The 19,256-nt window shown below is 71.9% G+C and carries 17 protein-coding genes; 2 read left to right on the plus strand and 15 right to left on the minus strand.

Features of this window, described 5'->3' with window-relative positions:
• Positions 1 to 2 precede the first annotated feature (2 nt).
• The 10 genes from ACGFNN_RS09355 to ACGFNN_RS09400 all read right to left on the minus strand — a co-directional run bounded on the left by ACGFNN_RS09355 (position 3) and on the right by ACGFNN_RS09400 (position 10,063).
• Complete coding sequence (locus tag ACGFNN_RS09355) at positions 3 to 728, minus strand: gamma-glutamyl-gamma-aminobutyrate hydrolase family protein (RefSeq protein WP_393554294.1); 726 nt, start codon at positions 726 to 728, stop codon at positions 3 to 5.
• Positions 725 to 2,215, minus strand: coding sequence for an aldehyde dehydrogenase (locus ACGFNN_RS09360; RefSeq protein ID WP_393554296.1), 1,491 nt, complete (start codon positions 2,213 to 2,215; stop codon positions 725 to 727). Before ACGFNN_RS09360 ends, ACGFNN_RS09355 begins: the two co-directional genes overlap by 4 nt.
• 46 nt (positions 2,216 to 2,261) lie before the next feature.
• Entirely contained in the window at positions 2,262 to 3,734 is a 1,473-nt protein-coding gene (locus tag ACGFNN_RS09365; protein ID WP_393554298.1) for an APC family permease, read from the minus strand.
• Positions 3,735 to 3,870: 136 nt separating this feature from the next.
• Positions 3,871 to 4,497: a TetR/AcrR family transcriptional regulator gene (locus ACGFNN_RS09370; protein ID WP_393554300.1), complete on the minus strand. Its 627-nt coding sequence runs from the start codon at positions 4,495 to 4,497 to the stop codon at positions 3,871 to 3,873.
• Positions 4,498 to 4,525: 28 nt separating this feature from the next.
• Positions 4,526 to 5,371, minus strand: coding sequence for a fumarylacetoacetate hydrolase family protein (locus ACGFNN_RS09375; protein ID WP_393554302.1), 846 nt, complete (start codon positions 5,369 to 5,371; stop codon positions 4,526 to 4,528).
• A gap of 9 nt (positions 5,372 to 5,380) precedes the next feature.
• A complete protein-coding gene (locus ACGFNN_RS09380) occupies positions 5,381 to 6,307 on the minus strand; it encodes a 3,4-dihydroxyphenylacetate 2,3-dioxygenase (protein WP_393554304.1) in 927 nt (308 codons plus the stop codon).
• Entirely contained in the window at positions 6,300 to 7,763 is a 1,464-nt protein-coding gene (locus ACGFNN_RS09385; protein ID WP_393554306.1) for an aldehyde dehydrogenase, read from the minus strand. Before ACGFNN_RS09385 ends, ACGFNN_RS09380 begins: the two co-directional genes overlap by 8 nt.
• A 35-nt stretch (positions 7,764 to 7,798) precedes the next feature.
• Complete coding sequence (locus ACGFNN_RS09390) at positions 7,799 to 8,605, minus strand: acetoacetate decarboxylase family protein (RefSeq protein WP_393554307.1); 807 nt, start codon at positions 8,603 to 8,605, stop codon at positions 7,799 to 7,801.
• A gap of 59 nt (positions 8,606 to 8,664) precedes the next feature.
• Positions 8,665 to 9,870: an NAD(P)/FAD-dependent oxidoreductase gene (locus ACGFNN_RS09395; protein WP_393554309.1), complete on the minus strand. Its 1,206-nt coding sequence runs from the start codon at positions 9,868 to 9,870 to the stop codon at positions 8,665 to 8,667.
• 4 nt (positions 9,871 to 9,874) lie between these two features.
• On the minus strand, positions 9,875 to 10,063 hold the full coding sequence (locus ACGFNN_RS09400; protein WP_362541824.1) for a ferredoxin: 189 nt from the start codon (positions 10,061 to 10,063) through the stop codon (positions 9,875 to 9,877).
• A gap of 356 nt (positions 10,064 to 10,419) precedes the next feature.
• On the opposite strand from ACGFNN_RS09400, the gene ACGFNN_RS09405 reads away from it, so the two are divergent.
• Positions 10,420 to 11,775, plus strand: a complete 1,356-nt coding sequence (locus ACGFNN_RS09405) for a glutamine synthetase family protein (RefSeq protein WP_393554312.1) — start codon at positions 10,420 to 10,422, stop codon at positions 11,773 to 11,775.
• 20 nt (positions 11,776 to 11,795) lie between these two features.
• Positions 11,796 to 13,085 carry a cytochrome P450 gene (locus ACGFNN_RS09410; RefSeq protein WP_393554314.1) on the plus strand — a complete coding sequence of 430 codons (1,290 nt, stop codon included), beginning with the start codon at positions 11,796 to 11,798 and terminating at the stop codon, positions 13,083 to 13,085.
• Between the two features lie 103 nt (positions 13,086 to 13,188).
• On the opposite strand, the gene cimA is transcribed toward ACGFNN_RS09410, so the two are convergent.
• From cimA to ureA, 5 genes are all read right to left on the minus strand, one after another.
• Positions 13,189 to 14,796: a citramalate synthase gene (cimA, locus tag ACGFNN_RS09415; protein WP_393554316.1), complete on the minus strand. Its 1,608-nt coding sequence runs from the start codon at positions 14,794 to 14,796 to the stop codon at positions 13,189 to 13,191.
• 278 nt (positions 14,797 to 15,074) lie between these two features.
• Positions 15,075 to 15,719, minus strand: a complete 645-nt coding sequence (locus ACGFNN_RS09420) for a TetR/AcrR family transcriptional regulator (RefSeq protein WP_393554318.1) — start codon at positions 15,717 to 15,719, stop codon at positions 15,075 to 15,077.
• Positions 15,720 to 15,724: 5 nt separating this feature from the next.
• A complete protein-coding gene (locus ACGFNN_RS09425) occupies positions 15,725 to 16,747 on the minus strand; it encodes an agmatine/peptidylarginine deiminase (protein ID WP_393554320.1) in 1,023 nt (340 codons plus the stop codon).
• A 46-nt stretch (positions 16,748 to 16,793) separates the two neighbouring features.
• A complete protein-coding gene (locus ACGFNN_RS09430; protein WP_393554322.1) occupies positions 16,794 to 18,476 on the minus strand; it encodes an urease subunit alpha in 1,683 nt (560 codons plus the stop codon).
• A complete protein-coding gene (gene ureA, locus ACGFNN_RS09435; protein ID WP_393554324.1) occupies positions 18,476 to 19,165 on the minus strand; it encodes an urease subunit gamma in 690 nt (229 codons plus the stop codon). Before ureA ends, ACGFNN_RS09430 begins: the two co-directional genes overlap by 1 nt.
• Positions 19,166 to 19,256 lie beyond the last annotated feature (91 nt).

Raw genomic sequence — 19,256 nt, forward strand, 5'->3', positions numbered from 1 at the left:
CCTCAGCGGTCTCCCCGCGCGGCCCCGACCAGGGCCGTGAACAGGCGGTGCTGCACCGGGTCCGTGGACGCGGTGTCCTCCGGGTGCCACTGCACGGCCAGGAACCAGCCCTCGCTCCCGGTGAGTTCGAGGGCCTCGACGGTCCCGTCGGCCGCGCGGGCCGTGACGGTCAGCCCCTGACCCGGCCGGTTCACGTGCTGGTGGTGGTAGCAGGACGCCTCCGTCTTGTCGACGCCCAGGGTCCGGGCCAGGTCCGAACCTGCGGACACGGAGACGGGGTGGACGACATGCCGGTGATCGCGTCCGGGGCCGCCCATGTCCTGGTGCAGCGTCCCGCCCAGCACGGTGTTGACCACCTGAAGTCCGCGGCAGACGGCCAGGAGCGGGAGTCCGCTCGCGAGGGCCTGGCGGGCGAGCTCCAGGTCGAAGGCGTCCTGTTCGTCGTCGACGTCGTAGACCTCTTCGTGGGTGTGCGAGGCGCCGTAGCGGTGCGGGGAGAGGTCTCCGCCTCCGGGGAGCAGCAGCCCGTCGAAGGAGGCGAGACGCGAGGCGACCTCGGCCGGGTCGGCGGTGCCTCCGGGGGCGTGCGGGTGGATGCCGACGGGCTCGCCGCCCGCCCGCCAGACCGCCTCGACCAGTGCGCGCGCGTTGACCTCCGCCGCGTAGCGCAGTGCCGAGGTGCTCGCGGAGAAGCGGGTGGGTACGGCGATCAGCGGGCGGCGGGTCACAGCTGGATCCAGGTGGTCTTCAGTTCCATGTACTTCTCCAGGGCGTGGGCGGACTTGTCCCGGCCGTTGCCGGACTGCTTCATCCCGCCGAAGGGGACGGTGAGGTCGCCCTCCTCGTAGCAGTTGACCCAGACGGTGCCCGCCCTGAGCGCGCGGGAGAGCTGGTGGGCGGTGGACAGGTCCGAGGTCCACAGTCCGGCGGCGAGACCGTACTCGGTGTCGTTGGCGAGGGAGACCGCCTCGTCGAGGTCGTCGAAGGTGAGCACGGACAGGACGGGGCCGAAGACCTCCTCGCGGGCGAGGCGGCTGTCCGGGGCGACCCGGTCGAAGACGGTGGGCTCCAGGTAGGTGCCGCCGGTCTCGGCCAGGGTGCGTGAGCCGCCCGTGCGCAGCCGGGCGCCGTCGGCGGACGCGGCATCGACATGGCCGAGCACCCGGGCGAGATGTTCCTCCCCTGCCAGGGCCCCCATCTGCGTGGCGGGGTCGAGCGGGTCGCCCACGCGCAGGGCCCGGGCGTGGGCCACGACGGCCTCGGTGACCTCTTCGGCGACGGAGGAGTGGACGAGGAGCCGGGACGGGGCGGTGCACATCTCGCCCTGGTTGAAGAAGATGCCCCAGGCCGCGGTGGCGGCCGCCCTGGCGAGGTCGGGGGCGTCGGGGAGGATGATGTTGGGTGACTTGCCGCCCAGTTCCAGCCAGACCCGCTTGAGGTTGGAGTCGGCCGAGTAGCGCAGGAACTGCCGTCCGACGGCGGTGGATCCGGTGAAGGCGAGGACGTCGACCCCGGGGTGGAGGCCAAGGGCCCGGCCCGCCACGGGGCCGTCGCCGTTCACGACGTTGAGCACCCCGGCGGGGAGCCCCGCCTCCAGGGCGATGCGGCCCAGCAGCAGGGCGGAGAGCGGGGAGCGCTCCGACGGCTTGAGCACGACCGTGCATCCGGCGGCGAGTGCAGGGGCGATCTTCCAGCCGGCCAGGGTGAGGGGGAAGTTCCAGGGGACGACGGCGCCGACGACTCCGGCGGGTTCCCTGGTCACGAGCGCGAGGGCGTCGTGCGGGGTGTGCGGTGACTCGTCGGTGAGCTTGTCCGCGAGCTGCCCGTACCAGCGGAACGTGTTGACGACGGCCCGGAGTTCGATGTCGTGGGCGTCGCTGATCGGCTTGCCCGTCTCCAGGCTGACGGTGAGGGCGAGCTCCTCGCGGTTCTCGTCGAGGAGGTCGGCGACGCGGGTGAGGATCCGGCCGCGTTCGGCGGGCGCGAGTCGCGGCCAGGGGCCGTGGTCGAAGGCGCGTCGCGCGGCGGCGACGGCGGCGTCCACCTCGGCTTCGCCGCCGTCGGCGACCTCGGCCAGGACCCGGCCGTCGCGGGGCGAGACGGCGCGGAAGGTGGCGCCGCCGCCGGATTCACCGGCGCCGTCGATCAGATGGGCACCGTGCGGTTCGAGCTTCTCGGCCCGTCGGATCCACGTGTCGTGGGTGGCAGCGGTCATGCGGTCCTCCAGACCACGTCGGGGTGCGGTTCGGTCTGCTTACGGGTCAGGCGGCCCGGTCCACCGGTGGGGGCGGGGGGTTCGGGCGCCGGCGCCGTACACGTTCGTTGGCGGCGCCGACGGCCATGACGAGGGGCACGGACAGTACGAGCCATGCCGCGGTGCCGGCCTCGCCGCCGATCAGGGTGGTGAAGTTGGCGAGGATCAGCCAGATCGCGCCGGCGAGTCCCAGGCTGCCGAGCACCGGGGCCACCAGGGTGTTCCAGGTGCGGGTGTCCTCGCGCCGGCGGCGGAAGTACACCACGACGGAGACGGACGTCAGCAGGTAGAGCAGCATCATCGCCAGCACCGCGAGACCGCTGAGCCAGGAGAAGAGCGTGAGCACCGGGTCCTGGCCGGCCAGCGCGAACGGCATGACCAGGACGAGTGCCACGGCGCTCTGCACGCAGCCCGCGATCCAGGGTGAGCGACGGGAGTTGAGACGGCACAGGGCAGCAGGGAGTTGTCCGTCGCGGCCGAGCGAGAAGAGGTAGCGGTTGGCGGAGTTGTGGAAGGTGAGGATTCCGGCGAACAGCGATGTCGCCAGGAGGACCGGCAGGACGCCGTCCACCCAGCCGCCGAACTGGTCGGCGACGGGCCCGAAGACGAAGCCCGAGGAGTCGCCGGCCGACAGCGCCTCACGCGCCTCCCCCGGAGCCTTCGAAGCGCCGTGGGCCGAGATCAGCATCCAGGAGATGAAGGCGAAGAAGCCGGTGACCACGACCACCGAGAGATAGGTCGCCCGTGGCACCGTCCTCCTGGCGTCCCTGGCCTCCTCGCCGTAGATGGCGGTCGCCTCGAAGCCGAACATCGACGCCACGGCGAACATCACGGCGACCCCGGGAGCGCCCTGGAGAGCCGCCGACGGGGAGAAGCTCTCCGCCGCTCCCAGCCCCTCCGGCCCGCCGCCCGTGAACAGCGTGACCAGGCCGAAGGCGAGCAGGACGCCGAACTCGGCGAGCACGAACACGGCGAGCACCCTGGCCCCCATCTCGATGCCGGCCGCCCCCAGCCCCTGCACGACGGCCATGGTGACGAGCGCGCAGACCCACCACGGGAGGTCCAGCGACGTGTGGTCGGCGACGAGGGCGCTGACGGTGGCGCCGTACAGGCCGTACATCGCGGCCTGGATGGCGCAGTACGCGGCCAGGGCGACGCTCGCGCTGCCCGCTCCCACGGTCCTGCCGAGTCCCGCGCCGATGTAGGTGTAGAAGGCGCCGGCGTCGACGACGTGCCTGCCCATGGCGACGAAGCCGACCGAGAAGAGGAGGATCACGATCCCGGCCAGCAGATAGGCGGCCGGTGTGCCCGCCCCGTTGCCCATGGCCACCGAGATCGGGGCGGCGCCGGCGATGCCGGTCAGCGGGGCCTGGCCGGACAGTACGAAGAAGAGGATGCCCATGACGCCGAGGGCGTTGGGCTTGAGCGCGGTTGTGGTGGGGGTTTCCGTCCGTGCGGCGGAGACCGTCTGCGTGTCCATTCGGAGCACCTGCCGGGGAAGAGGGATGCCGAAGAAGGATTCATTCGTTTGAACTCAAACGACATGAGGATCGTGAGGTGCCGACGGCTGTTTGGCAAGGGGTCGGACGGGCCGGATCGGCGGGACGCGGGCGGGTTCAGCTCCGGTCGGCCGTGCCCGCGTCCCCCGCGAGGCCCGCGAGGACGCACCTGAGCCGCGACAGCGCCTCCTCGGTGACGTCCTCCTCCCCGAACACGAGCTGGTGCAGGACCAGCCCTTCCAGCGCGGCGAAGACGAGCCGCGACGTACCGCGGTCGACCGTGCCCGGGAGCATCTGTTCCAGCTCCCGCCGGGTCGCCTCGAAGTACTCCTCGTAGAGGCTGCGCAGACGCGGGCGGAGCTCGGGGGTCCGGCGGGCCTCCAGCAGCAGTTCGTACTGGAAGGCCTGCAGATCGGGGCCTGATCTCACCATGCCGGTGAGACCGGCGGCGAAGTCCGCCGGTTCGCCCGTCCCCGCGTCGAGGGTGCTGCTGTTCAGCGAGGAGTGGATGGCGTGGGTGACCGCCTCCCCGATCAGCGCGTCGCGCGAACCGAAGTGGTGCACGACCAGCCCGTGGGTGACCCCGGCCTCCTGGGCGACGGCCCGGTAGGTGAGACCCCGCAGGCCGCCCCGGGCCACCACACGCACCGCCGCGTCCAGCAGGGCGGTGCGCCCGGTCCCGTAGTTGGTGACGGGCTTGCGGGCCCGGCGCTCGCCGGCGGGCTCGGCGGGGTCGGTCGTCATGACGCCGACCCTACCGGCGGCTTCCCGTTCAGCGCTTCGGCGGCCGGATGCCACGGAACTCCCAGTCGCCGCCGAGCGCCGTGGACAGCACCTCCTCGGACTCGGTCGGCTGGGCGCCGACGTCCGTCCGCACGGCTGTGGGTCCGGTGACGATGTGGTTGGTGAGGCGGCCGAGTCCTTCCGCCTCGACCTCGACGACGTCGCCGGGCCTTACGGGCCGCGAGCCGGCGGGGGTGCCCGACAGCAGGACGTCACCGGGGTACAGGGTGATGGTGCGGGCGATGTCGGCGACGAGGTAGTGCATGTCCCAGGTCATCTCGTCGGTGGAACCCTCCTGGACGACCTCCCCGTTGACGTACGTCCGCAGCCGCTTCCCCCGGAAGTCCCAGTCGGTGACCAGGCCCGGGCCGAGCGGGCAGAGCGTGTCGGATCCCTTGACCCGGAGCATCGAACCGGCGTCGGTGTCGCGGAAGTCGTGCAGACCGTAGTCGTTGGCGACGGTGTAGCCGGCGATGTACTCCGCGGCGTCCGCGGGCGCGATGTTGCGGGCCGTCCTCCCGATGACGATCGCCACCTCGCCCTCGTAGTTGAGCCACTTGCAGCCGTCGGGGCGCACCACGGCTCCGCGGTGGCTGTTCAGGGCCGAGGTCGGCTTGTGGAAGTACGTCGGGGTGTCCGGCAGCCCGATCTGGAACTCCTCCACCCGGCTGCGGTGGTTGAGGTGGACCGCGATCACCTTGGACGGCACGACCGGCGGGAGGTGGTGGGCCTCCTCGGTCTTGACGCGGCGGCCGTCGCCGGCGACGAGCTCGTCACCGTCGACGGTGACCTGGACGGCGGCGCCGTCCAGGAGGATACGGCGGAATTCGGGCATGAGGGGCTCCTAGATACGGCTGTGCGGGTCGCGTGGGGCGGGGAGGCCGGTGCCGGTCCAGCCGTCGGCCGGGCGGTCGAACCAGAGGTGGACCTGGCCGGTGCCGATCGAGTTCTCGTACTCCCCGTACTGGCGGGCGGGTGCGGTGCACGCCTGCTCGCCGAGGGCGCCGGCCATCATCAGGTAGTGGAAGAACCGCGCCTCGGGCTTGACCTTCCAGAACTCGTCCATGGTGTCGAGGACCTTGTCGTGGCGGCCCTCCTTGAACCATCCGATGCGCTCGTGGTCGGCCTCCCTGGCCTCGGCGCTGAAGATGTGCGCCGGGTCGCTGCTCTCGTGCGAGCGGAGCTCGCGCAGCGGCCAGAAGGTGTGGGAGAGGGCGCCGGAGGCGATGACCAGGACGCGGCGGCCGGGTGTGGCGGCGATCCCGTCGGCCAGGGCCCGGCCGAGCCGCAGATGGTCCTCCATGTCGCCGGTCTGACAGACGCCGATGGTGACCCACCGCTTGTCCGGCAGCCCCTCCCCGAGGAACTTCCACAGGTTGATCGTGGCGTAGTAGACCGGCAGGTAGTCGTCGTCGATCGGGGTGATCCAGGTGCCGTGCCGGTCGGCGAACCGGGCGATGTTCTGGGCGAGTTCCGGGTCGCCGGGATAGTCGTACGGCATCCTGCACATGCCGCGCGGGAGTTCCTCGGAGGTGAACAGGCCGGCGCGGCGCGGCTGCGCCGTGACGACGAACTCGACGGTCGTCGCCCAGTGGGAGTCCAGGACGACCACGGTGTCGTAGTCCTCGCGTTCGAACACCTCCTCGCGCAGTTGCCGGAGGCCGGTGACGAGGGTGATCTCCTTGCCCTCGTTCAGTTCGAGGCGTGTCTCCTCGGGGAGCACGATGGTGGGGACGTGGGCGAGCAGCCCCGCGCCGACGATCTCACCCATGGTCCTTCCACCCCTTCGGAGCGGTGACGGTGTTCTTGACGTCGCAGAAGAAGTCGAAGCTCCAGTCGCCGCCCTCGCGGCCGACGCCCGAGTGCCGGGAGCCGCCGAAGGGCGCCCTCAGGTCCCTGACGAAGAAGCAGTTGACCCAGACGGTGCCCGCCACGAGCCGCGAGGAGACGCGTGCGGCCCGCTCGGGGTCCCCGGTGACGACGGTGGCGGCCAGGCCGAAGCGGGTGTCGTCGGCCAGGCGCACGGCCTCGTCCTCACCGCTGAAGGTCTGCAGGGTCAGGACGGGCCCGAAGACCTCTTCCTGCACGATCTCCGAGTCCTGGGCGACGTCGGTGAGGAGCGTCGGGGCGTAGTACTGGCCCTCCCCCCGGTGTCCGCCGACGACCGCGCGGGCGCCGGCGTCGAGCGCCCGCCGCACGAAGCCGTCGATCTTCTCCAGCTGGGCGGGGTGGATGTTGGGGCCGATGTCGGTGGCCTCGTCGCGCGGGTCGCCCTGGACCAGCCGGGAGGCCCGGTCGGTGAAGCGGCGGGTGAACTCCTCGGCCACGCCCTCCTCGACGAGGAGGCGGGTCGCCGCGAGACAGACCTGGCCCGCGTTGTCGTACTGCTCCACCGCGAGCTCGACCGCCAGGTCGAGGTCGGCGTCGTCGAAGACCAGCAACGGTGACTTGCCGCCGAGTTCGAGGCTCAGGGGGGTGAGGTTGGGCGCGGCCGAGGCTGCGATGCGCCGGGCGGTCGGCACCGAGCCGGTGAAGCTGACGCGGCGTACGCCGGGGTTCGAGGTGAGGGCGTCGCCGATCTCGGAGCCGTAGCCCTGTACGACGTTCAGGACGCCGGCCGGGAGTCCGGCCTCGGCGGCGATGTCGGCGAGCAGCGACGCGGTCAGCGGGGACCACTCGGCGGGCTTGAGGACGACGGTGTTGCCCGCGGCCAGCGCCGGGGCGACCTTCCAGGTGGCGAGCATCAGCGGCGCGTTCCACGGCGTGATCAGCACGCATGGGCCGGCCGGGTCCCAGCTGACGTGGTTGGTGTGTCCGCGCGTGTCGAAGTCCTCGTGGCCCAGTTCCAGCAGCCGGTCGGCGAAGAAGCGGAAGTTGTGGGCGACGCGCGGCATCACGCCTCGGCGGTGCGAGCGCAGCAGCGCGCCGTTGTCGGCGGTCTCGACGACGGCCAGTTCCTCGAGCCGCTTCTCGACCCCGTCGGCGACGGCGTGCAGCACGCGGGCGCGTTCCTCGTACGAGGTGGCCGCCCAGGCGGGAAAGGCGGCCTTGGCCGCGGCTACGGCAGCGGCGGCGTCGGCCGCCGTGCCGCGGGCGATCTCGCCGAGGGTGGCACCGTCGATGGGCGAGACGTCGGTGAAGGTCTCGCCGGCGGCGACGCGTTCGCCGCCGATCCAGTGCCGGGTGTCGACGGCGACACCGGCGACGGTGATGATGTGCTCGCTCATGCGGGGTGTCTCCTGACGGTGGGTTCGGTGCGGGCTCACTCGGCGCCCGAGGTGTGGGACTCCAGCAGCCGTCCGCCGTCCCAGACGACACCGACCTGCCGGTAGTACGCGGCGATCGGCTCGCGGATCTCCAGCCGGGCCAGCTCCTCGGTGGGTGCCTCGAACAGTTCCAGGTCGGCGTCGCCCACCCAGGGCTGTCCGCCTTCGAAGGAGGCGGCCCCGGTCTCGATCAGCTCGTCGAGGGCCAGGCCCTTCCCCTTCTCCACGGAGGGCAGCCAGCGGTGGTGGGCCATGGGGTGCGCGTTGACGAAACCGTTGGTCTCCGACGGCTCCCGCAGGGTCACCACCGCCTGGGCCAGGCGCCGGTCGGCGGCGGCGAGGGTCGCGCCGAAGCGGGCGCCGGACTCGATCCGCGGGGCGGGGCCGTAGGGGTGCGGGCGGGTCTGGTGGATGGAGCCGAGCTTCTTCGGGTAGCCCTGGTGCAGCCCGCGGGCGATCGCGAAGTCCTTGTCGACCCAGATGAAGACGCAGCGCGTGTACGTCCGCCCCTTGTAGGAGCAGCGGACCACCGCGAACGCCTCCTTGTACTGGGCGAGCACCGGGTCCAGCAGTTCGTCGCCGGAGGCGGAGCAGGACTGCCAGTCGGCCCAGATCAGCGCCACCGCGCCGGGGTCCTCGTCGGCGAGTTCCAGCGGTTCGGGCAGCAGCTCCCGCACGCGGGCGGGATCGGTGCGGTACTCCACGGTGAGCAGGTCTCCGGAGTAGCGCCAGGGCGGTGCGGGGATCAGCGACGAGGCGCCGGTCGCCGTCTTGGGGTGGAAGTATCCACGGACACCGGTCACGTGAGTTCCTCTGTTTCGTCGAGCGGGCTTCGGGGTTGCGGCTCCGGGCGGAGGGGCTCTCAGGCGGGAACGGCCCGTGCCATCAGTTCGGCGCGGTAGCGTGCCGCGCCCGCCGCCGCGGCCTTGCCGCCGAGGGCGACGACGCCCACCAGGAGGCCGTCGCGGTGGTATCCGGCGAGGAGGTCGCCCTCCGGGTCGCCTTCCAGGACGCGTACGTCGTCCTTGCCGAGCGCGGGTGAGCCGAACGACTGGAGGCGGAAGTCGTGCTGGTCGCTCCAGAAGGTGGGCAGGGGCGCGAAGGGCGCGAGGCCGTGTTCCTCACCGGCGAGGTGGGCGGCGAGCACCTTGGCCGCGTGCTTGGCGGTGTCGGTGGGGATGGACCAGTGCTCGACGCGGCGGGGTACGCCGTCGTAGCGGGCGTTGGGGAAGCGGGCGACGTCGCCGACGGCGATCACCTCGGGGCGGCCCCCGACGCGCAGGTGCTCGTCGGTCGGCACCCCGTCGCTCAGGTCGAGGCCGTTGCCCCCGAGCCATTCGGTGTTCGCGACCGAGCCGACCGACTCCACCACCACGTCGGCGCCGATGACCCGGCCGTCGTCCAGGACCACGCCGGTGACCCGGTCGTCCCCTTCGAAGCCGCTCACCCCCGTGCCGAGGGCGAACCGGACACCCCGCTGCTCGTGGCGGCGCAGCAGCGCCGTCGCGAGCAGGTCCCCGAGGGGTCCGGCCATCGGGAGGGGCAGCGGGTCGACGACGGTGACCTCGGCGGCGCCGAGGCCGACGGCGGTGGCGGCGACCTCGCAGCCGATGAACCCGGCGCCGACGACGACCACCCGGGCCCCCGGCCGGGTCAGGGCGTCCCGCAGGCCGCGTGCGTCGTCCAGTGTCCGTACGGTGTGCCGTCCAGCGAGCGGGCCGGGGCAGCGCAGGCGCCGGGGGCGCATCCCGGTCGCGACGACGAGCCCGGCGTACGGGAGCACGCTGCCGTCGTCGAGTTGGACGGAGCGCCGGGAGAGGTCCGCGCCCGTGACCTTGCGGCCGAGGCGCCACTCGACGTCGGCGACCCCGGCGCGGGGGCGGAAGGCGAGCGATTCGTACGAGGCTCGGCCGGCGAGCACCTCCTTCGACAGGGGCGGCCGGTTGTACGGCATGTGGGGCTCGTCCCCGACGAGGGTGACGGGCCCCTCCCAGCCGGCGGCGCGCAGCTGTTCGGCGGCCCGGAGGCCGGCCATGGAGGCGCCGGCCACTACGACGGATGCGCTCACCGGTTCAGCCCTCGATCCGGATGGCCTGGAGCGGGCACACGTCGGCGGCCTCCTCCACGTCGTCGCGCAGCGCGTCGTCGGGGTCGGGGACGTAGGCCAGGCGCCCGGTCTCGTCGAAGCTGAAGACGTCCGGGGCGGCGAAGACGCACTGGCCGTGGTCCTGGCACTTGTTCATGTCGACGACGACCTTCATGGCCGGTCCTCCTGGTGCTGACGGGGCGTCGAGGAATGGCGGGGTGTGGGGCTGCCGTACCGCCGGAAGCCCGGCTCCCGGCGGCGCGGGCCGCACCCGGCTCAACTCGTTTGGCTTCAAACAACATAGGAATCGGCCAGCCTCTGGTCAAGAGCTATCCGTGTGGATAAATTTTCGCCACGCGCCTCTTGCGTCCGGGCGAACGAGGTCCATACCGTTTGACCTCAAACAACACGGACCCGTGTGCCGACCCGTTCCCGGCCTCCGTGCGGATCGAGCCCCCCACTCCCCCCACCTCCCCCGTTCCTCCCGGCGCGCCGCGCCGGGAGGCGCCCCTTCCCGTAGAGGAGACAACGGTGAGCGCATCCGAGACCTCGCCCGTCCGCCACCACATGAAGCGGCTCGCAAGCGAGGGCATCGACGTGGTCCGGGTGACCTATCCCGACCTCATCGGCACCGACCGGGCCAGGGACGTCCTCCTCGACCACCTGCCCGCCGCCTGCGACCACGGCCTCGCCTTCTGCCGCGCCGTCTACCACACCACCCCGCAGGGCGACGTGGTGGACGTCTCCGGCGGTCTGGACGCCGGCCTGCCCGACATCTGCGTACGCCCGGACCTCTCCACCCTGACCGCACTCCCCTGGGAGCCCGGGGTCGCCAGCTGCCTCGGCGACGTGACCGACCCCGCCACCGGACTGCCCGCCCCGGAGTCACCGCGCGACCTGCTGCGCGCCGTGGTGGACAGGTGCGCGGAGCACGGGCTGCGCCCGGTGGTGGGCCCCGAACTGGAGTACTTCCTGTGCGACGCCGATCCGGGGACACCGCCCGGCTGGCGCCGCTACAGCGACGCCGAGGGCGTCGTCTACACCGCCGGCCTGCGGGCGGACGGCGACAACCACCTGCTGCGTACGCTGCGCCTGCTGCGCGATCTGGACATCGGCGTCAGCAACGGCAACCACGAGTTCGACGGCTCGCAGTTCGAGATCAACCTGACCCACTCGGACGCCATGGACGCGGCGGACCGCTCGTTCCGCTTCAAGGCCGCCGTCAAGGAACTCGCCCGCAGGGAGGGACGGCTCGCCACCTTCATGGCCAAGCCCTTCAACGGCGTCGGCGGTTCCGGCTTCCACCTCCACATGTCCTGCGTCGACGCCGAAGGCCGCAACGTCTTCGACGACCCCTCGGCCCCGCACGGGCTCTCCGCGACCGCGCGGCACGCGGCGGCCGGCATCCTCGCGCACGCCCCGGCGCTCACCGCCCTCGCCAACCCGACGGTCAACTCCTACAAGCGGTTCGGCCCCGACACGCTCGCGCCGTGGCTGATCGACTGGGGCATGGACAACCGCAGCGCGATGGTGCGGGTACCTCCGGAGCGCGGCGCCGGCTCCCGGCTCGAACTCCGCCTGGGCGACGCGAGCGCCAACCCCTACCTGCTGATCGCCGGCACCCTCGCGGCGGCCCTGCTGGGGGTCCTGGCCGGAGAGGAACCGCCGGCGCCCCTGGAGGGCTACGGCTACGACACCACGAAATCCGCGCTGCTCCCGTCGGCCCTGCCGGCCGCGCTGGACGCCCTGGAGGCCGACACCGCCCTCACCGAGATCCTCGGCAAGGACTTCACCACTTCCTACCTCTCGTACAAGCGCGACGAGGTCGCGCGCTTCCACCGGCACGTCACCGACTGGGAGTTCACCGAGTACGCCTACCACCTGTGACCGCACGGAGGACCAGCACCATGTCCATCGCCCCCCTTTCCGCCGGCAGCGCGATCGAGCCGATGCCGCTCGCCGACGTCGACCTCGCCGACCTGGACAACTTCACCGACGGCATCACCCCGTGGCGCATGTTCCACACCCTGCGCCATGAGGACCCGGTCCACTGGCAGGAGGAGGAAGCCCCCAACTCCGGTTTCTGGTCCGTCACCCGGCACGCCGACATCGCCCGGGTCGACCGCGACGCGGAGACCTTCACCTCCACCCGGTTCGTCAACCTCGAAGAGGTGGACGACGACCAGATCAAGAAGCGCGCATCGATCCTGGAACTCGACGGTGTGCGCCACCGCGCCCTGCGCAGCCTGCTGCAGAGGCAGTTCGGGGCGAAGGTCATCAACAGCTACGCCGACTTCCTGCGCGGCCTGACCGCCAGGACGCTCGACACGGCACTCGCCAAGGGCCGCTTCGACTTCGTGCAGGAGATCTCCGCCGACTTCCCCATCAACGTGCTGGCCCGCCTCCTCGACGTCCCGCCGGAGGACAACCAGCAGCTCATCGACTGGGGCAACCGCATCATCGGCAACACCGACCCCGACTACGCGGACGTCCTGCTGGAGAGCGAGGAGAGCGAGAAGTACCGGGACCTGCCCTTCCGCTCCCCCGCGTCACTGGAGGTCTTCGACTACGGGCGGGAGCTGGCCAGGAAGCGCAAGGGCGGCGACGGCACCGACCTCATCTCGCGGCTCGTCAACGAGATGCCCCGTGACGGTGTCCCGCTCACCGCGCAGGACTTCGACAACTACTTCCTGCTCCTGGTGGTCGCCGGCAACGAGACGACCCGGCACACCATCACCCACTCGATGCTCGCGCTCCTCCAGCACCCCGAGCAGCTCGCCCGCCTGCAGGAGGACCCCTCCCTCATCCCCACGGCGGTCGAGGAGTTCCTGCGCTGGGCCTCCCCCGTGTACCACTTCCGCCGGACCGCGACCCGCGACGTCGAACTGGGCGGCAAGCAGGTCAAGGAGGGCGACAAGGTCGTCATGTGGTACGCCTCCGGCAACCGCGACGAGGCCGTCTTCGGTAATCCGTACGACTTCGACGTCGCGCGTGCCGACAACGACCACGTCACCTTCGGCAAGGGGAGCCCGCACCTCTGCCTGGGCAATCTCCTGGCCCGCACGGAGATCCGCATCATGTTCGAGGAGCTGATCCCCCGGCTGAGCTCCATCCGTCTGACCGGGGACGTGCCGCGCGTGCGCTCCAACTTCGTCAACGGGATCAAGAAGCTCCCGGTCGAGGTCGTCCAGGCCTGAACCCCCCGGACGACAGCACGCCCCGCCCCCGGAACGCCGTCCAGGCTCCGGGGGCGACGGTGTCACCGGACGCCGTGGCGTCCGGCCCGCCGGAAGCGGATCCTCAGTCGGTGGGCTCGACGCCCGCCCGCAGCAGGCCGTAGGTGTACGCGTCCTCCAGGGCCTGCCAGGACGCGGCGATGACGTTCTCCGCCACACCGACCGTCGCCCAGTCGCCCGATCCGTCACCCGTGGTGATCAGTACCCGGGTGGTGGACTCGGTGCCGGTGCGGCCCTCCAGGATGCGGACCTTGTAGTCGATCAGCTCCAGCTTGGCGAGCTGGGGGTAGATCCGCTCCAGGCCGACGCGCAGGGCGCGGTCCAGCGCGTTGACCGGGCCGTTGCCCTCGGCGGTGGCGACGATCCGCTCCCCCTTGGCCCAGAGCTTCACGGTCGCCTCGTTGGCGTGGGTGCCGTCGGGGCGGTCCTCGACGATGGCCCGCCAGGACTCCACGCGGAAGTAGCGGCGGGGGCGGCCCTCGATCTCGGCGCGCAGCAGCAGCTCGAAGGAGGCGTCGGCCGCCTCGTACGTGTAGCCCTTGAGCTCGCGCTCCTTGACCCGCTCGACGACCCGCCCGACGAGCGCGCGGTCGCCTCCCAGGTCGATGCCGAGCTCCTTGCCCTTGAGCTCGATGGAGGCACGGCCCGCCATGTCGGAGACCAGCATCCGCATGGTGTTGCCGACGCGCTCGGGGTCGATGTGCTGGTAGAGGTCCGGGTCGACCTTGATCGCGGAAGCGTGCAGCCCGGCCTTGTGGGCGAAGGCGGAGACCCCCACGTAGGGCTGATGGGTGGAGGGCGTCAGGTTGACGACCTCGGCAATGGCGTGGGAGATGCGGGTCATCTCGGCGAGCGCGCCCTCGGGCAGCACGGTCCTGCCGTACTTGAGCTCCAGGGCGGCGACGACGGGGAACAGGTTGGAGTTGCCGACCCGCTCGCCGTACCCGTTGGCGGTGCACTGGACGTGGGTGGCACCGGCGTCCACGGCGGCCAGGGTGTTGGCGACGGCGCAGCCCGTGTCGTCCTGGGCGTGGATGCCGATCCGGGCACCGGTGTCGGCGATGACGGTGGAGACGACGGCCTGCACCTGTGCCGGGAGCATCCCGCCGTTGGTGTCGCAGAGGATCACCACGTCGGCGCCGGCCTCGTGGGCGGCGCGCACCACCGACTTGGCGTACTCGGCGTTCGCGCGGTAGCCGTCGAAGAAGTGCTCGCAGTCGACGAAGACCCGGCGGCCCTGCTCGCGGAGGTGGGCGACGGTGTCGCGGACCATCTCCAGGTTCTCGTCGAGGGTGGTGCGCAGGGCCAGTTCCACATGACGGTCGTGGGACTTGGCGACCAGGGTGATCACCGGGGCGCCGGAGTCCAGCAGCGCCTGGACCTGCGGGTCCTCGGCGGCCTTCCCGCCCGCCCTGCGGGTGGCACCGAAGGCGACGAGCTTGGCGTGGCGGAATTCGATCTCCTGCCGGGCGCGGGCGAAGAACTCGGTGTCGCGGGGGTTGGCGCCGGGCCAGCCGCCCTCGATGAAGCCCACTCCGAAGTCGTCCAGATGCCGGGCGATGGTCAGCTTGTCGGCGACCGTCAGGTTGATGCCTTCACGCTGGGCACCGTCGCGCAGCGTGGTGTCGAAGACATGGAAGGTGTCGTCGGGGACCTTGGCCTCGGTGGTCATGCTGATCTGACTCCTGTCGGGTGAGCGGATCCGGAAGAATCGGCTCCACTTGCCCCCATCATCTCGCGTGCCTCGCCCCGGCCGTGGTGGGGGCCGGAAAACGAAAAAACCCCTCGCGGGTGCGAGAGGTCTGCGCGCGGGTCTGGGGCACGATGGCCGTTCCGCACGTGGTGGTACGGGACGGTCACTGCGGACCGGCGCGCCTGCTGCCGATAATCATGGCGAACGAGGACACGCACGCAGTCTGGCACAGCGTCGCGTCCTCGTCGCCGGGTGTCTCAGGATGCGGGCGTGACGTCGGTCGCGGGAGCTCCGGCTCCGGGCGGGGCGACCGTCTCGTCCACGTAGCCGCGCAGCTGCCCGAGCACCTGTTCCCGGCCGGTCCCGGGGATGCCGACGGTGACATGGACGCTGAAGCCGTCCATCAGCGCACGCAGCCTGATCGCCGTCCGGTCGGGGTCCAGCGGGCGGAACTCGCCGGACGCGGCCCCGTCGGCCAGCAGCCGGGACAGGTCCCGGTGCCAGGCGTCCTCGATGGCCGCCTGGCGTGCCCGGTCGTCGGCGCCGGCGTTCACCGAGCGGTTCCAGACCTCCAGCCAGAGCGTCCAGTGCGGATCGCGGTGACCGTCGGGCAGGTACAGCGCGATGTAGGCGTCCAGCCTCTCCCTGGCGGTGCCCGGGGCGTCGAGCAGGGCCCGGCGCTCGGTGCCCAGCCGGGCCTCGCTCCACTCCAGCGTCTGCAGGAGCAGTTCGTCCTTGGTGCGGAAGTAGTAGATGAGGTGCCCGCTGCTCATCCCCACCTCGCGGCCGAGCGCCGCCATGGTGAGCCCGTCGAGCCCGCGCTCGGCGACGGTGGCCATGACGACGGCGAGCACGTCCTGGCGGGGCGGGGCGATGTTGCGTCGGCGCGGGGCAGGGGTCACGGCTATCAGGTCCTGGGTTGCTGCTGGGTGATGCAGTGGATGCCTCCACCGCCGGCGAAGATCGTACGGGCATCCACCTGGACCACCGTACGGTCCGGGAAGAGGTCGCGGAAGACGGCTGCCGCCTCGTCGTCCCGGGGGTCGTCGAAGGCGCAGAGGACCACGCCGCCGTTGCAGAGGTAGTGGTTGATGTAGGAGTGGTCGTTCCATTCGCCGTCGGCGTCCCGGGAGGCCTTGGGCGCGGGTATCTCCACCACCTCCAGCGGGCGTCCGCGGGCGTCGGTGGCCGCGCGCAGGATCCGGACCGTCTCCCGGGTGACCTCGTGGTCCGGGTGGGAGGGGTCGGGCTGGACATGGGCGACGACGGTGCCGGGGCGGGCGAAGGCGGCAACGATGTCCACATGGCCGAGCGTGCCGTAGGTGCCGTAGTCGCCGGTGAGGCCGCGGGGCAGCCAGATCGCCTTCTCGGTGCCGAGGCGGGCGTGGATCTCGTCCTCGACGGCCTGCCGGCTCCAGCCGGGGTTGCGTTCGGGACCGAGCTGGACGGTCTCGGTGAGCAGCACGGTGCCCTCGCCGTCGACGTGGATGGCGCCCCCCTCGTTGACCAGGGGCGAGCTGTGCACGGGCACTCCGGTGAGTTCGGCGACGCCGCGTGCGATGTGCCGGTCGTGCTCCCAGCGGGCCCACCCCTGGGCGCCCCAGCCGTTGAACGTCCAGTCCACCGCGGCGAGCCGCCCGCTCTCGTCGTCGACGACGAAGGTCGGCCCGATGTCCCGCATCCAGGCGTCGTCGAGGGGGCGTACGGCGGTGTCGACGTCCGGGCCGAGGAGCGCGCGGGCGTCCTCCTCCTGCCCCGGCCCGACGATCATGGTGACCGGCTCGAAGCGGCGTACGGCACGGGCGACGGCCGCCCAGGCGGTGCGCGCCTCGTCCAGCTCGGCGGCGGTGGCGAAGGTGGGGTTGGGGCCGGGCCAGGCCATCCAGGTGCGCTCGTGCGGGGCCCATTCGGGGGGCATGCGGAAGGTCATGACGGTCCCTCGGTCGTGTGGTACGGAAGAGCCCGGCGGACGGGGCTCAGAGGAAGTAGAGGCGGTTGAGCGCCACGGACTCGGCGGCCGGTGAACGCAGCGGCTCCCCGTCGAGGGTGACGAGGCCGGTGTCGCCGTCGACGCCCACGCTTCCGGTGCGGGAGTTGAGCAGCAGGTCGGCGGGGCCGATGCCGCGGGTGCCCCGGACGGCCACCCGGCGGCGGCGGGTGGGCATCAGGTCGGAGCCCAGCTGGGTGGCGGCCTCCGCGACGAAGGCGACGGAGATGTCGGCGGCGGTCGCCCCGTACGACCCGAACTGCGGTCCGAGTACCAGGGGTTCGCAGGTGTCCGTGGCGGCGTTCGGATCACCGGTGACTCCGTACGCGGGGAAGCCGGACTTCAGGACCAGTTGCGGCTTCGCACCGAAGTACTCCGGGCGCCACAGGACGATGTCGGCGAGCTTCCCGGGCTCGATGGAGCCGATCTCGTGGGAGATCCCGTGGGCGATGGCGGGGTTGATGGTCAGCTTGGCGATGTAGCGGAGCACCCGGGCGTTGTCGTCGCCGGGTCCGTCGCCCTCCAGCGGGCCGAACTCCGCTTTCATCTTCGCGGCCATCGCCAGGGTGCGGCGTACGGTCTCCCCCGCCCGGCCCATGCCCTGCGCGTCGGAGGAGGTGATGCCGATGGCGCCCAGGTCGTGCAGCACGTCCTCGGCGCCCATGGTCCCGGCCCTGATCCGGTCACGGGCCATGGCGGCGTCGCCCGGGAGGTCGGTCTTCAGGTCGTGGACGGAGACGATCATGCCGTAGTGCTCGGCGACCGCGTCCCGGCCGAAGGGCAGCGTCGGGTTGGTGGAGGAGCCGATGACGTTGGGGACCCCGGCCATCTTCAGCACGTTGGGCACATGGCCGCCGCCGCAGCCCTCGATGTGGAAGGCGTGGATCGTGCGGCCTTCGAGCACCCGCAGGGTGTCCTCGACGGACAGGCACTCGTTCAGGCCGTCGCTGTGCAGGGCGACCTGGACGTCGTACTCCTCGGCGACCCGCAGGGCGGTGTCCAGGGCGCGGGTGTGGGCGCCCATGTCCTCGTGGACCTTGAAGCCGCAGGCGCCTCCCTCGGCGAGGGCCTCCACCAGCGGGGCCTCGTGGGACGACGAACCGCGGCCGAGGAAGCCGATGTTGACGGGCCAGGCGTCGAAGGCGTTGAAGGCGTGGCGCAGGGCCCACGGGGAATTGACGCCGACGCCCCAGACCGGGCCGAACTCCTGGCCGATGATCGTGGTCACCCCGGAGGCCAGGGAGGCCTCCATGATGCGCGGGGAGAGCAGGTGCACATGGGGGTCCACGGCGCCGGCGGTGGCGATCATGCCCTCTCCGGACACGATGGTCGTGCCCGTGCCGACGACCACGTCGACCCCGTCGAGGGTGTCCGGGTTGCCGGCCCGGCCGACCGCGGCGATGCGGCCCTCCCGGATGCCGATGGAGACCTTCCGGATGCCCAGCACGGCGTCGATGACCAGCACGTTGCTGATGACGACGTCGCAGGTGTCCCGGACGGCCGCGGCCTTGAGGTGCAGTCCGTCACGGGCCGTCTTGCCGAAGCCCGCGAGGAACTCGTCCCCGGGCTTCTGCGAGTCGGACTCCACCCGGACGGTCAGCCCGGAGTCACCGAGCCTTACCCGGTCCCCGGTCCTCGGTCCGTGCACGGAGGCGTACTCGTAGGGGGCCATCACTTGTCCTCCTCCGCTCCGAGGTAGCCGCAGGCAGCCGCCCTGCGCAGCGCCTCCTCCTTCGCGCCCGGCGCGTCCAGGGGGCCGTCGACCAGTCCGGCGAACCCGATCGCGACCCGGGCGCCGCCGATGGGGACGAGCGGGGCCTCGGCGCTCTCCCCCGGACCGAAGCGGACGGACGAGCCGGCGGGCACGGCCAGCCGCATCCCGTACGCCGCCGCGCGGTCGAAGTCGAGCCGCGGGTTGGCCTCGAAGAAGTGGAAGTGCGAGGTGACGCTGACGGGGACGCTCGCGGTGTTGCGGACGGAGAGCCGTACGGCGGGTTCCGGCTGAGGCGCCCCCGGCCCGGGAATCAGCGCGCCGGGCGCCTCGTCCCCGAGGGTGCCGCCCTCCAGGGGACGGCTGACCACCGCGAGCCGGGAGCCGTCGTCGAACACGGCCTCCACATGCACCTCGGTGACCACGTCGGCGACGCCGGGCAGCACGTCGTCGGGGCCGAGCACCGTCCGCGCGGCCTCGATCGCCTCGGCGAGTCTGCGGCCGTCCCTGGCCGCCTCGCAGACGGTGTCCGCGATCAGGGCCGTGGCCTCGGGCACGTTGAGCCGCAGCCCGCGGGCGCGCCGGGCGCGGGCGAGCTCGGCGGCGCCGAAGAGCAGCAGCCGGTCACGTTCGGTCGGGGTCAGTCGCACGTACACCCACCTCCTGGTTCGAGCAGCACTCTAACCAAGTTTTGAGCAGCGCTCAAAACTCCGTGCGCCCGCCTCCCCGGAAAGGCCGAAG

Source organism: Streptomyces sp. NPDC048590 (assembly GCF_043199535.1).
GTDB lineage: Bacteria > Actinomycetota > Actinomycetes > Streptomycetales > Streptomycetaceae > Streptomyces.